Below are 12,974 nucleotides of genomic sequence, written 5' to 3' on the forward strand. Positions count from 1 at the left end.
AACAAGCCCCCGACTTATAAACGCACTGAACCGCAACCGTACTGAACTGCAAGGAACCCATCATGCCCGTCATTACTGAAACCAAGCTCGAGTTCACCAAACTAGGCGCACGGATTGGCGCGGAAATCCGCGGACTGGATCTCAGCGCGGATCTCAGCGAAGCCACCATCGCCCAGATCCGTGAAGCGTTGAACGAGCACAAGGCCCTCGTCTTCCGGGAAGCCAACGTGCTCGACGACGACGCCCAGGTCCGCTTCGCCAGCCGCTTCGGCCCGCTCACCAACGCCCACCCCACGGTCGCGTCGGTGGACGGCAAACCCGCGGTCCTGCCGGTCGACAGTGAAAACGGCAGCGCCAACAACTGGCACACCGACGTCACCTTCGTGGTCAACCCGCCCCAGGCCTCCACGCTTCGCAGCATCACCCTGCCGGCCTACGGCGGGGAAACCCTCATCGCCTCATCCGCCGGCGCTTACCGGGACCTGCCGGACGAGCTCCGTAATTTCGCCGACACCCTGTGGGCCATCCACACCAACGACTACGACTACTCGGTGCCCAAAAACCTCGAACACGCCAACGCCGAGGAACGCCGCAAAGAGTTCACCCGCATCCATTTCGAAACCGCGCACCCGGTGGTCCGCGTCCACCCCCTGACGGGTGAGCGGGGCCTGTTCATCGGCGGGTTCGCCCAGCGGCTCAGGATCGTGGGGCTGTCCAACACAGAATCCAAAGACATCCTCCGGCTCCTCCAGGCGTACATCACCCGCCCCGAAAACGTCGTCCGGGTGAACTGGGAACCGAACCAGCTGGTCCTTTTTGACAACCGGATCACCCAGCACTACGCCCCGGACAACTACGACGGACAGCCACGCCAGCTGAACCGGGTCACCGTCGCCGGCGACATCCCGGTGGGGGTGGACGGCCGCCGCAGCACAGCCATCAAGGGAGATTCGTCCTCCTACTCCGAAACCGTTGTCCTCGACGGGCCCGCGTTCGCCGGGGCGCAGCGATGACCTCCGGGAAGAGGCAGCTTCACCTCAACGCCTTCCTGATGAGTACCGGCCACCATGAGGCATCCTGGCGGCTGCCTGAAAGCGACAGCCATGCCGGGACCGACGTGGCCCACTTCCAGCGGCTGGCGCAGACAGCCGAACGCGGGAAACTCGACTCCATCTTCTTCGCCGACTCACCGGTGTTGCACGGCGACGTCACCCAGCGGCCCTACGGAAGCCTGGAACCAACAGTCCTGCTTGCAGCAATAGCGGCTGTCACGGAACGGATCGGACTCATAGCCACCGCATCAACGACCTACAACGAACCGTACAACCTCGCCCGCCGCTTCGCCTCAGTTGACCAAATCAGCGGCGGCCGGGCGGGATGGAACGTTGTTACCACCGCGGGGGACGCCGCCGCTAAAAACTTCTCCCTGACCGGTCAACCCGCACACTCCGATCGCTACGAACGGGCAGCGGAGTTCCTCGACGTCGCCACGAAGCTCTGGAACAGCTGGGAGGACGACGCGATCGTGGCCGACAAGGCGGCCGGCATCTGGGCGGACAACACCCGGGTGCACCCAGCCAACCACCACGGCCGGCACTTCCAGGTGGAAGGCGCCCTGGACGTCCCGCGATCCCCGCAGGGTCACCCCGTGATCGTCCAGGCCGGCTCCTCCGAGAACGGCAAGGACTTCGCCGCCCGCTACGCCGAAGCTGTCTTCACCGCACACCAGACCCTCGAAGACGCCCAGGCCTTCTACAAAGACCTGAAACAGCGCACGGCAGCAGCCGGCCGGGACCCGGAAGGGATCAAGATTCTGCCCGGCATCGTTCCGGTCATCGCTTCAACCCAAGAGGAAGCGCACCGGCTCGAGCAGGAACTCGATGACCTCATCCTGCCCGGGCATGCACGCAACCAGCTGGCCGGCGTCTTGCGTGTCCCGGCGGAATCCTTGAAGCTGGACGCCCAACTGCCAGCCGACCTGCCCTCCGAAGACGCCATCGAGGGCGCCAAGAGCAGGTACACCCTGATCGTGAACCTCGCCCGGCGCGAACGCCTCACCGTACGGCAGCTCATCGGACGGCTCGGCGGCGGCCGCGGGCACCGAACATTCGCCGGCACCCCGGACCAAGTAGCCGACGCAATCCAGCAATGGTTCGAAGCCGGCGCCGCGGACGGGTTCAACGTCATGCCGCCCGTACTGCCCTCTGGACTGGACACCTTCGTGGACCACGTCGTACCCATCCTGCAGGCCCGCGGGCTCTTCCGGCGTGAGTACTCCGGACAAACCCTCCGCGAGCACTTCGGACTACCCAGACCCGCAAATTCATTTAACTCAGTACCGCTGCCCGTCTGAACAATCGGAAGAACAACGCCACGCCTTTGGACGCAGGTGAAAAATTTCAAACGGACTGCACCTCTTAGGATGGACTCGAAATGCCGCGTCCATCTTCAGGAGGTGCAGTTCGTTTATGAGGTCTCGCGCGATTCCGAGCTGGATGCTGCCGCGATCCTCGCGTGCAGACACTGGAAGCGGAACAATATCCCGTCTGCGACGAAAGCGTCAGAGCGTCGGATCGATCATCGTCATTCCCGCGACGTTTGCGGTGTCAAGCCGCGGCAGCGAATCAGCGGCCTCTTCCAGACCAATAACACGCTCGATGAGTTTCTGCGGTTCCAGCGCCCCTGACTCAATCAGGGCCAGCATCCCTGGATAGTCCGCCGCGGCCATTCCATGGCTTCCCAATACGTCCAGTTCCCAGGCGATCACGCGCGCCATGGGCACTCGGGGATGACCTTCAACCGGCGGCAGGAGCCCGATCTGGACGTGCCGGCCGCGGCGGCGAAGGCTTAAAAACGCGTCGGCGCACGTCTGCTCACTGCCGACTGCGTCAATAGCAACATGGCTTCCTCCCGTGAGCGCGTGGACCTGCGCGGGGATGTCTGAACCGTCCGCAGCCAAAACGTGGTCCGCACCGAGGGACACCGCCACGTCCAGGGCAGCTGGGTTTCGGTCGACGGCGATGACCCTGCCGCCGAGCGCCTTGGCAATCATGACGGCGCTGAGCCCTACGCCGCCTGCACCTACGACGGTGACCCATTCATTGGCAATGAGGCGGGCCCGGCAGGTGAGTGCACGGTAAGCGGTGGCGAACCGGCACCCCAGGCTGGCGGCTGCCTCGAAGCTGACGCCCTCGGGAATCCCCACAAGGTTGGTGTCCGCGGCATGGATTACCACCTGCTCGGCAAAAGAACCCCAGTGGGTGAAGCCAGGCTGTTGCTGCTCCGGGCAAACCTGGGCGTCACCGCCGAGGCACCACTCGCAGGCGCCGCAGCCCTCGACGAATGGTGCGGTGACCCGATCGCCAACCGCCCACTTCGTCACCCCCGCACCGACGCCCAGCACGACGCCGGCAAATTCGTGGCCAGGGACATGTGGCAGCGCAATGTCATCGTGGCCGGCCCACGCGTGCCAGTCGCTGCGGCACAGGCCAGTGGCAACGACGCGGATGACAACGCCGCCCACCGGCACCTCCGGCTCTCCAACCTCCCGGACAGCCAGCGGCCCTGCTATCTGATCCAAGACAATCGCGCGCACATGACCTCCACATATCGATTCTTCCCGCTCACATCATGTGCGGGCCCGGCCGACATCTTCGCACGTGGCGCCCGCGTTGGAAACGGTTCCCGTGGTCGACGTCGTTCTCCCGGTCAAGGGCACCCGACGTGGATTCAGTCAGAGAATCCGCTGGTACATGCGGTGGTCCTGCCACTGGCCGGCTATCTGGAGGTAGGCCGAAGCCGTACCGTAGGCCTCAAAACCATTCTTTTCCAGCACCCGTTGCGATGCCACGTTGTGCACCAGGGTGGCCCCTTCTAGGCGGTGGAGGCCGAGGCCATCTTTCGCGATGCCTACGGCAGCGGCCACCGCTGCCGTCATGAGTCCTTTGCCCTGGACGGCATGGGAGATCCAGTATCCGAGGTGGGCGTTCTGGAATGCGCCCCGCACGATCGAACTGAGAGTCAGGAGGCCCAGGATACCCTCCTCACCGCTTAACACCATGGAAAGTGCCGTGCCTGAATCGACCTCTGCCCGCCGTCTCCTGAGCACCTTACGTTGTCCCTCGACGGTGTAGAAGTCATCCGCCCTGACCGGCTCCCAAGGGGCGAGGTGGGAACGGTTCGCCTGGAAGGCCACCGCCAGGGGCGCTGCATCCGCCATCCGGACGGGACGGAGAACAATGCCATCAGCGAGTTCACAAGAGAAGTCCACTGATACACACTACACAGCCAGGAGGGTGGCGGCCGGTCCCAAGAATTGATGCCTGCCGCTGGACCAATTGCCCGGTTCTCCGCCGCTGCCCTTATCGGGGAAGGTGCGCTGAGCAAAGTCCTGGCGGCGTTTTCCCGGAGGTCCCTGACGCCTGCGGCATACTTCACCACTGAATTGGAAGCCCTTCGTCGGTTATCGGAGCAGGCCACCCGGGCCAGCACCCAGCCACGCAGGGCGCTTCGCACTGAGGGCTGAGAGGGCGGGGTTACTCCGGTGTCGACGGCGGCTGCCGGCAGACCTCCTTGAGGTCCGGGAGGGTGGCACTTCGGGTGCCGGTGCTTGACGCGACATCCGGCACAGGCTACAAAGTAAGCAACCTTATTATTTGTTGATTCTGTAATGAGCTCTACAAAAGGAGGACCTGACATGAGCGAGAAGCCCGGCAACCAGACCCCTAACACGCCTGATGTGAGCGAGACGGAACTGCGCAGGATGAAGGTGGATGAACTCCGCCAGGAGGCCAGGGAAGAACACATCGCCGGCGCTTCAGGCATGCGCAAGGAAGAGCTGGTGAAGGAAGTGGCCAAGGCCCGGCAGGAAGACCACGACGGCGGCCCGAAGGAAGGTTCCGGATCCGGGTCAGGTAAGTCCACAGGTTCAGGCAACGGCAAGGCAGGCAACGGCAAGGAAGGCCGTGACAAGCCGGGCAACCAGACTCCCAACACCCCGGACGTGAGTGAAACCGAACTGCGAAGCATGAAGGTGGATGAACTCCGCAAGGAAGCGCGGGAAGAACATATCGCCGGCGTCTCTGGCTTACGCAAGGAAGAGCTGGTGAAAGAGGTGGCCAAAGCCCGGCAGGAAAGCGCCGGAGACAGCCGGGATGAGGACGCTGGCGGAGATGCGGAAGACCTTGGTGCCGGACCGGATGGCGGCAAGATCCGCTACGGGGATGAGTCGTCCAAGTCGCTGAAGTATTCGCAGGAGATCACCTCCACGGAGGAGGAACCCGAACGCGAAGGCCGCAGCCTGGCAACCACCCACCACGAAGTCATCAGGCAATGGGCCGAGGAGCGCGGCGGCGTCCCGGCCACCGTCGACGGCACCGAGCATGGAGACCACCTTGGTGTCCTGCGCATCGATTTCCGCGACCGTGACGCCAACCTTCGCGAGGTCAGCTGGGAGGAATGGTTCAAGACGTTTGACGACCGTCGGCTGAACTTTATCTACCAGGAAGAGCGGACGGACGGCAACCAGTCCAACTTCTTCCGACTGGAGAACCCGGAGCGTGAAGACGCCTAAGGGCTGCCAGGACCTGAGTCCTAAACATGCAGGAGGCGCCACCGCTTATGCGGCGGCGCCTCCTGCATATCACTGGTCCTACAACCTGGTGTCGAAGGACCCGCAGAACACGTTCTCGTTGAACGTGCCCTGGAACTCCGATTTGCCCTGGATCTTTTCCACCGCAGCCCGGATGGCTTCCCGTGTGCCGGCGTGCGCGTGGATGGCTGTTTTGACCATGGGCACGTCGATCAGGTGGTTCGGCTGGTTCAGGGACACGAACACGGTAGGCAACTCGGTGGCGTACCACGGGATTTCCGCTGCCATGGGCGAAGACCACTTGATCCGGATGGCGGCCTCCTGCGCGAAGCCCTTCACGTTGGCAAAGACAAACGCAGCATCGTACTTCTCCGCGTAGTCTCCCGTGGCTTCCTCGGACAACACCCGCATGAAATTCATGCCGGCCTCCCCTGCAGCCTCGCGCTGCTCGGCAGTCCGGAACAGATGCACCTGGAATCCGGCAGCTTCCAGTTCCTCCTTCACCACCTCCAGGTAAGCCAGCGGGTCGGCGCGGGTGAAATCGGCACCGCCCGAAATCCCATACAACCGGATCCGGGGATGCGTCTGCGGGGTGATGGGCAGGTTTCCGGCGGTGTCCTTGACCAGGGTCACCGTCTTGTCCGCAATTCCGGCGGCAATGGCCCGGTGTTCAGCGGATCCAATGACCACAAGCGCCCCGGGAGGCGGTACCAGCTGATCGGCCGCCTTCAAGTGCAGCCCCAGCGACGCCTTCAGTCCAAGGATCCGCCGCAGCGCATCGTGGAGCCGTTCCTCGGTGATGATCCCGGACTTGTAGCCGTCCAACATGTACTGGAAGTCCTCGGCCGGGTTCCGGAAGAACAGGAACATGTCGCAACCGGCAGCGATAGTGGCAGGCACCAGGTCCTTGCGCTTCTTCGCCTGCGTCAGGCCCACCATCTGCGAGGCGTCTGTGAGAACCAGCCCGTTGAATCCAAGCTCACCGCGCAACAGGTCCTGCAGCAGTTCCGGAGACAACGTGGCCGGCAGGATGTCCGCGTCGGACAGGCCTGGACGGAAATGCCGCGAAACTTCGGGCGCCCCAATGTGGCCCACCATGATGGACTGCACGCCGTGCCCAATCATTTCCCGGTACACGTGCCCGTACGTCCGGTCCCACTCCTCGTAGCCAAGCATGTTGTAGGACGTGACCACGTGCTGGTCCCGCTCGTCAATCCCGTCACCGGGGAAATGCTTCATGGCACACGCTGTGGGCGATTCGCTGATGCCGTCGAAGTATTCCTTGGCACGCTCCACCACGATCTCCGGTGTGTTGCCAAAGGAACGCGTGGAAATGACCGTGTTCCGCCAGTTGTAGTGGATGTCCACGATCGGTGCGAACGCCCAGTTGCAGCCCAGCGCCGCGGTCTCCACCCCTGCCACTTGGCCCATCTGCCGGGCAATGGCCTTGTCCGGGTGCGAACCCGCCTGCAGGTGCGTGGCCACGAACGTGCCGTCGTCGCAGCTGCCGGCTCCGCCCATCTCCGGGTTGGACGCAATCAGCAAGGGAATCCGGGACTTGGACTGCGCGTAGCGGATGTGTTCCTGCACCGCAGCGGACGGACCCGGGCGGTACCGCATGCCGCCGACATGGTAGTTTTCCAGCACGCCATCGAGGTACCCGGGTGAGTAGTCGTTGTTGTGGTTGATGAACAGCTGCCCGATCTTTTCCTCGAGCGTCATGGCACCAATGGTGCCCTCCACCCAGGCGATGGCGTCGGCGTCGAGATTGAACGGCGCAGCTGCCAGGTCGACGTCGAACTGCCGCGGCCGGGTGCCCTGGGCACCCTTTGCAGGGCGTACGACGGCGGCAATTCCCTTGAGTGCCTGGGCCACCACCTCCGGGACGGGCGCGGCGATGTCCACAACAACCCCGGATTCGTCCTCCTGGAGCGGTTCGAGGGTTGCGAGTTGGGAATCCAACAGGGCCGGGGGCATGAAGTGTCCGGTCCGGCCTTCGGTCCGCACCTTCAGGACCTCTTTACTCCCGTTCAGGTGCAGGAACAAAGTGTCCGGCGCCTGCTCCCTGATGGCGTCGCGGTAGCTGCGGCGCAGCGCCGAACAGGCCAGGACCAGCCCGCCGTCACCGGCGGCAGCCAGTTCGCGGCCTACGGTGGCCAGCCAGGGCCACCGGTCCTCGTCCGTGAGCGGTGTGCCTGCTGCCATCTTGGCCACGTTTTCCACCGGGTGGAGGGAGTCGCCGTCGAGGAACGGGACACCCAGTTCGCGGGCCACGAGATCGCCAATGGTGGACTTGCCGCAGCCGGAGACGCCCATGACGATGATCTGATACTTACGCATTACCGTGCCTTACCAGTTGTGGCCAGTCTTACCAGTCGTGGCCAGCCTCACCAGTCGTGCACCGTGCCGTCGACGAGGCGGTTGTAGGGCAGGTAGGCCTGCTGGTACGGGTACGCGGCGGCGGCTTCTTCGTTGAATTCGACGCCGATACCGGGGTTGTCGCCCGGGTGCAGATACCCGTCCACGAAGGTCATGGACTGCTCGAAGACCTCGTTGGTCTTGTCCGAGTGCTGCATGTACTCCTGGATCCCGTAGTTATGGATCGCCAACCCCACATGCAACTGCGCCGCGAACCCCACCGGGGAAATATCCGTCGGCCCATGGAAACCTGACTTGATCTGGTACTGCGCGGCGAAATCCATCACCTTCTTCAACGGGGAAATCCCGCCAAAGTGCGTCGACGCCGCCCGGACATAATCGATCAACTGCTCCTTGATCAGCGTCTGGTAATCCCACACCGTATTGAAGACCTCCCCGATCGCCAACGGCGTCGTGGTGTGCTGCCGCACCAGCCGCAGCCCCTCCTGGTTCTCCGCCGGCGTGCAGTCCTCCAACCAAAACAAGTCATACGGCTCCAACGCCTTACCCAGCTTCGCCGCCTGAATCGGGGTCATCCGGTGATGCCCGTCATGCAGCAACGGGATCTCCGGACCAAACTCATTCCGCACCGCCTCAAACACCGTCGGCAGATGCCGCAGGTACGCCCGGGTGTCCCAGTCCTCTTCCTGCGGGAACGCACCGCGCCCGGCCGGCTCATAGTCATACCGCTCCCCCGACGCCTGCGCCTGCGCCGCGACACCGTACACGGCCTTGATCCCCGGAATCGCGGTCTGGATCCGGATCGACTTGTACCCCAGCTCGAGGTGCTCCCGGACCGAATCAAACAGCGAAGGAATATCGGACCCGGACGCGTGCCCGTAAGCCCGCAACCCGTTCCGCGACGCCCCACCCAACAACTGGTACACCGGCAACCCGGCCACCTTTCCCTTGATATCCCACAACGCCATATCCACCGCAGCGATCGCCGCCATCGTCACCGGACCCCGCCGCCAATACGAGGACCGGTACAGGAACTGCCACGTATCCTCAATCCGGTGCGCATCCTTGCCCACCAACAGCTGCGCCACATGCTCCTTCAAATACGCCGCAACAGCCAACTCACGCCCATTCAACGTGGCATCACCAATACCCGTCACCCCATCCTCCGTAGTAATCCGGAGCGTCACAAAGTTCCGGGACGGACTGGTAACAAACACATCGGCGGCAATAATTTTCATGGAATTCAACTGTTCCTTCCGGAAGTAAAAGCGGGGTCTAGAGAGGGGTGGGAGCGGCGGATTTGGCGGTGAAGGTACCGCACAGCCCGGACACCAGGGAAACAACCGAGGAGTCCTCCGCGATCTCCGCGCTGACCAGGCGGAGCAGGGCCTGGACCCGTTCGGTGCCCTCAAGTTCGTTTGCCGCCCGGATCTCCGAAGCCAAAGGATCCTGGAAGTCCCCATTGACGGCAACGTAGTCGATCCACGCGGCAAGCATCAGGGCGGCGCCGCTGCCGGTGCGGCCACTGGCGCGTTCGGCCGTCAGGACGGGTACGGCGCGCATCCGGAGCTTGGTGGTGGCGTCCGCCGCGATTTGGGCAAGCCGGTGGGCGATCCGTGCATTCCCGAAACGTTCAAGCAGCGCCTGCCGGTAGGCAGGGATGTCCAGTCCCGCAGCCTGGAGGTGGTGTGCGGCCTCGTCCCAGAAGTCCTCCACAGCCTGCCGGCAGGCCGGGTCCGCCAGGGCGTCGGCCACGGTGGCGTGCCCGCGGAGCTGGCCGGCGTAGGCCAGGATGGAGTGCGAGCCATTGAGGAGCCACAGCTTACGGTTCTCGTAGGGCTCGATGTCATCAACCACGACGGCGCCGGCGTCCTCCCAGCGCGGCCTCCCCGCAGGGAAATCGCCGCTGAGCACCCAGTTTCGAAAGGGCTCGGCCACCACGGGCGAGCCATCACTGTAGCCGCACTGCTCCGCCACTTCCGCGATGTCTTCTTCGGTGGTGCGTGGGGTGATCCGGTCCACCGAGGTGCTGACGAAACTGACGTTGCCTTCAATCCACTGCGTCAAGCCGGAACCCCACCCGGACGCCAGGCCCAGGACCGCGCGGCGGGCCACCTCGCCGTTGGCCGACAGGTTGTCACAGCTGACGACGGCGATGGGCCCCGCGCCGCTGTCCCTGCGCCCGGCGAGGGCCAACACCAGCCGGCCCAACGGTGTGCCGGGCGCTGGCCGCTCCACCCCAGGTCCGCCTGATGCCGCTGCCGACAGCGCGCGGAGGTCTTCCGCGACACCCGGGGCGCCGGCGTCGAACGTTCCGTCCGCCGCAAGCCCGTAGGCGGCCTCCGTGATGGTCAGCGTGACAATGGCCGTCTCCTTCGCCGCCACAAGCTCGCAGAGGCGGGTGAGGTCGGCTCCGTCGACCGCCTCGACGATGCTCCCGATGACTTCGAAGCTGTCGCCGCCGGCCGACCGCTCAACCAGCGTGTAGAGGCAATCCTGGGCGGAAAGCACCTCCGCGGCGTCCGGGCGGCGTCCGGTGAACGCCGCGATCCCCCACTCCGCCGCGTCCGGGGCATGCTGCGTGTACCAGGCCTGGTGGGACCGGTGGAACGCCCCAAGTCCAAGGTGCACCATGCGCACCGGCGCCTTGGGCAGCGGCTTGAGGCTGCGGTTCAGGGCTGGTGGAACGTTCACAGCTTGAACACCCGCCGGGGAGCCGAGTCTACGATTTCCACAATCAGTTCGTGGGCCCGGTCCTCGGTGATCCGGTGCTCGGCCACCAGCCGTGCAAGGAAGGATGCCTCGATCCGGCGCGACGTGTCGTGCCGGGCCGGGATGGAGCAGAAGGCGCGGGTGTCGTCGATGAAGCCGGAGGACCGGGAGAACCCGGCCGTCTCCGTGACAGCCGACCGGAACCGCAGCATGGCGTCCGGGGCGTCCAGGAACCACCACGGCGCACCGAGGTAGACCGACGGGTAGAAGCCGGCCAGCGGGGCAAGTTCCCGGGAAAACACCGTTTCATCCAGGGTGAAGAGCACCAGGTGGAAGTCCTTGGCCGTGCCGAAGTCCTGCAGCAGCGGGCGGACGGCCTCGGTGTAGTTCACTGCCACCGGAATGTCATGCCCGGTGTCCGCGCCGAAGGCTTCAAAGGTAGGTGCGTGGTGGTTCCGGAAGGAGCCCGGGTGGATGGTCATGACCAAGCCGTCTTCCACCGACATCCGGGCCATCTGATAGATCATGTGTGCTTCGAACGCATCCCTGTCAGCAGCACTCGCCTGGCCTGACCGGCCGCGCTCGAAAAGCCGCTCCGCCTCGCCGTCGTCCAGCTTCAGGGTGGCCGGCGTGAACACTCCGTGGTCCGCCGAGACCGCGCCGCGCTCCACGAAGTGGCGCCGCCGCGCCTCAAGGGCGCTGATGTACCCCGTGTAGCCGGAAGCCCCATCCCCCGCCGAAGCGACCAGGCACTCCACGTTGTCCTGCCAGGCCGGGTGCGCCATGTTCAGGTACTGGTCCGGGCGGAAGGTGGGCAGCACACGTCCTGGAAACGCCGGATCCGCCTGCAGAGCGGCGTGGCTGTCCAAAGAGTCCAAGGGGTCATCTGTGGTGGCCAGCACCTCGATGTTGAATTCCTTGAAGAGCTCGCGGGGCCGGAAACCGGGCTCCGAGAGTATGGCCTGCAGGGCGTCGTAGAGCTGGTCGGCGTTCTGCCCGGACGGCTCCTCCTGCAGTCCGAATACGTGGGCGAACTCCTGCCGGATCCAGTATCCCGATGCTGTTCCCTCGAAGTTCGGCCATGCCTCACAGAAATGGCGCCAGACTTGCCGGGAGTCAGCGGGGTGGCTGCCCAGTCCCAGCTGGTCCATGGGCACCCCGCCGGCGTGGATCAGCCGGGTGACGTAATGGTCCGGTGTGACCAGGAGCGCGGCAGGGTCAGGGAACGGGGTGTTCTGTTCGATGACCGCGGCGTCCACATGCCCGTGCGGGGAAATGATGGGCAGGCCTTCCACTTTCGCGAAGAGCGAGCGGGCGATGTCCCGGACGCCGGGATCGGCAGGCAGGAGCCTGTCCGGGTGGTCGGCTATGGGCTGTCCCATGGCTCAACGCCTCCCCGCGGCGACGGAGAGCCCTGCCAATGCGGCGGTGGCGCGGAGGTATTCAAGGTTGTCCGCCGTACGTTCGGCCAGCGGGAGCTCGGTGGAGAAGTCCTCCACCGTCACCCACCCGTCGTAGCCGACCGCGGCGAGTGCCTTGAAGTACTGGAGCACGCTGCCCTGGCCCGAGCGCAGCGGAGCCCACTGGTTGCGGTAGACGGCGGCTCCGGATTCATCGGCTTCGCCACTGTTGACCCAGACGGCGTTCTTCACGTGGACGTGTGCCAGGTAGTCACCCAGGAGCTGGAAGGCCGGGAGGTAGTCTTCCTGCCCTTCGATGAGCAGGTTGCCCAGGTCGTGGATCACGCCGACGTGCCGGGGGTCCAGGCCGTCCAGCAGCCGGAGGGCGGACGAGGCGGAGGCGGTGATGGTGCGGTGGTGCAGCTCCACCAGTGCTTTGACACCGTGGTGCGCGGCCCGCTCTGCGATCCACTCGAAATCCCTGCGGGCTGCAGCAAAGAGGTCAGGGTACGAAGTGCCGCTGGCCGGTTCGTTGCCCCATGCCGCGGTTCCCAGCGGAAGCGTAGTCACCCGCACCTGGCCCGCCCCCAGCATGGCTGTGGCCGCCAGCATGCGGTCCACGTCCGCGTGGTTGTCGCACCGCGCGTATCCACCGATGCCGGAGAACTCCAGGCCGGCGCCCGCTGTGATGGCAGCGATCCGTTCCAGGTTGTCTTCCATTCCCGTCAGCGGAACCGTGGCTTTGTTGCCCGCCCAGAAGCCTGGCTCGGCAGCCTCTGCCTGGTCGGTGATGCGCCATTCGACGCCGTCCCAGCCCTGGCCCGCGAGGTGCTCAACGGCCTCTTCCGGAGTCCATTCGGGCGTTGATGCGGTAAATACTGAAAACTTCATCT

At 64.7% G+C, this 12,974-nt stretch carries 10 protein-coding genes; 3 read left to right on the forward strand and 7 right to left on the reverse strand.

Annotated elements, in window-relative coordinates:
* Positions 1 to 62: 62 nt before the first annotated feature.
* Both J7I84_RS16725 and J7I84_RS16730 read left to right on the forward strand, forming a co-directional pair.
* A complete protein-coding gene (locus tag J7I84_RS16725) occupies positions 63 to 1,013 on the forward strand; it encodes a TauD/TfdA family dioxygenase (RefSeq protein ID WP_214945674.1) in 951 nt (316 codons plus the stop codon).
* Positions 1,010 to 2,353 (forward strand): LLM class flavin-dependent oxidoreductase, encoded by a 1,344-nt coding sequence (locus J7I84_RS16730; RefSeq protein ID WP_214945675.1) that lies wholly within the window; start codon positions 1,010 to 1,012, stop codon positions 2,351 to 2,353. The genes J7I84_RS16725 and J7I84_RS16730 overlap by 4 nt, the downstream gene beginning before the upstream one ends.
* Before the next feature lie 207 nt (positions 2,354 to 2,560).
* On the opposite strand, the gene J7I84_RS16735 is transcribed toward J7I84_RS16730, so the two are convergent.
* Positions 2,561 to 3,595 carry a zinc-binding dehydrogenase gene (locus J7I84_RS16735; RefSeq protein ID WP_214945676.1) on the reverse strand — a complete coding sequence of 345 codons (1,035 nt, stop codon included), beginning with the start codon at positions 3,593 to 3,595 and terminating at the stop codon, positions 2,561 to 2,563.
* 138 nt (positions 3,596 to 3,733) lie between these two features.
* On the reverse strand, positions 3,734 to 4,270 hold the full coding sequence (locus tag J7I84_RS16740; protein WP_214945677.1) for a GNAT family N-acetyltransferase: 537 nt from the start codon (positions 4,268 to 4,270) through the stop codon (positions 3,734 to 3,736).
* A gap of 426 nt (positions 4,271 to 4,696) precedes the next feature.
* On the opposite strand from J7I84_RS16740, the gene J7I84_RS16745 reads away from it, so the two are divergent.
* Positions 4,697 to 5,572 carry a Rho termination factor N-terminal domain-containing protein gene (locus J7I84_RS16745; RefSeq protein WP_251046736.1) on the forward strand — a complete coding sequence of 292 codons (876 nt, stop codon included), beginning with the start codon at positions 4,697 to 4,699 and terminating at the stop codon, positions 5,570 to 5,572.
* A 78-nt stretch (positions 5,573 to 5,650) separates the two neighbouring features.
* Here the strand turns inward: J7I84_RS16745 and J7I84_RS16750 are convergent, their stop codons facing one another.
* The 5 genes from J7I84_RS16750 to J7I84_RS16770 are packed head-to-tail and all read right to left on the reverse strand — an operon-like array spanning position 5,651 to position 12,972.
* Complete coding sequence (locus J7I84_RS16750) at positions 5,651 to 7,930, reverse strand: gluconokinase, GntK/IdnK-type (protein ID WP_214945678.1); 2,280 nt, start codon at positions 7,928 to 7,930, stop codon at positions 5,651 to 5,653.
* Between the two features lie 47 nt (positions 7,931 to 7,977).
* The gene (gene manD / locus J7I84_RS16755) at positions 7,978 to 9,207 is read right to left on the reverse strand and encodes a D-mannonate dehydratase ManD (protein ID WP_214945679.1); all 1,230 of its coding nucleotides are present in this window, start codon (positions 9,205 to 9,207) and stop codon (positions 7,978 to 7,980) included.
* Positions 9,208 to 9,244: 37 nt separating this feature from the next.
* Positions 9,245 to 10,603: a mannitol dehydrogenase family protein gene (locus J7I84_RS16760; protein ID WP_214945699.1), complete on the reverse strand. Its 1,359-nt coding sequence runs from the start codon at positions 10,601 to 10,603 to the stop codon at positions 9,245 to 9,247.
* A gap of 56 nt (positions 10,604 to 10,659) precedes the next feature.
* Entirely contained in the window at positions 10,660 to 12,063 is a 1,404-nt protein-coding gene (uxaC, locus tag J7I84_RS16765; RefSeq protein WP_214945680.1) for a glucuronate isomerase, read from the reverse strand.
* A 3-nt stretch (positions 12,064 to 12,066) separates the two neighbouring features.
* Positions 12,067 to 12,972 (reverse strand): sugar phosphate isomerase/epimerase, encoded by a 906-nt coding sequence (locus J7I84_RS16770; protein WP_214945681.1) that lies wholly within the window; start codon positions 12,970 to 12,972, stop codon positions 12,067 to 12,069.
* Positions 12,973 to 12,974: the final 2 nt, after the last annotated feature.

The sequence above is a fragment of the Arthrobacter sp. ISL-85 genome (assembly GCF_018613675.1).
Classification (GTDB): Bacteria; Actinomycetota; Actinomycetes; order Actinomycetales; family Micrococcaceae; genus Arthrobacter.

What these genes read in the sequence shown, in the direction of transcription:
- J7I84_RS16750 (WP_214945678.1), bottom strand. Translation starts at nt 7,930, where the DNA reads ATGCGTAAGTATCAGATCATCGTCATGGGCGTCTCCGGCTGCGGCAAG.
- J7I84_RS16770 (WP_214945681.1), bottom strand. Translation starts at nt 12,972, where the DNA reads ATGAAGTTTTCAGTATTTACCGCATCAACGCCCGAATGGACTCCGGAA.
- J7I84_RS16725 (WP_214945674.1), top strand. Translation starts at nt 63, where the DNA reads ATGCCCGTCATTACTGAAACCAAGCTCGAGTTCACCAAACTAGGCGCA.
- J7I84_RS16760 (WP_214945699.1), bottom strand. Translation starts at nt 10,603, where the DNA reads ATGGTGCACCTTGGACTTGGGGCGTTCCACCGGTCCCACCAGGCCTGG.
- J7I84_RS16730 (WP_214945675.1), top strand. Translation starts at nt 1,010, where the DNA reads ATGACCTCCGGGAAGAGGCAGCTTCACCTCAACGCCTTCCTGATGAGT.
- J7I84_RS16745 (WP_251046736.1), top strand. Translation starts at nt 4,697, where the DNA reads ATGAGCGAGAAGCCCGGCAACCAGACCCCTAACACGCCTGATGTGAGC.
- manD (WP_214945679.1), bottom strand. Translation starts at nt 9,207, where the DNA reads ATGAAAATTATTGCCGCCGATGTGTTTGTTACCAGTCCGTCCCGGAAC.
- uxaC (WP_214945680.1), bottom strand. Translation starts at nt 12,063, where the DNA reads ATGGGACAGCCCATAGCCGACCACCCGGACAGGCTCCTGCCTGCCGAT.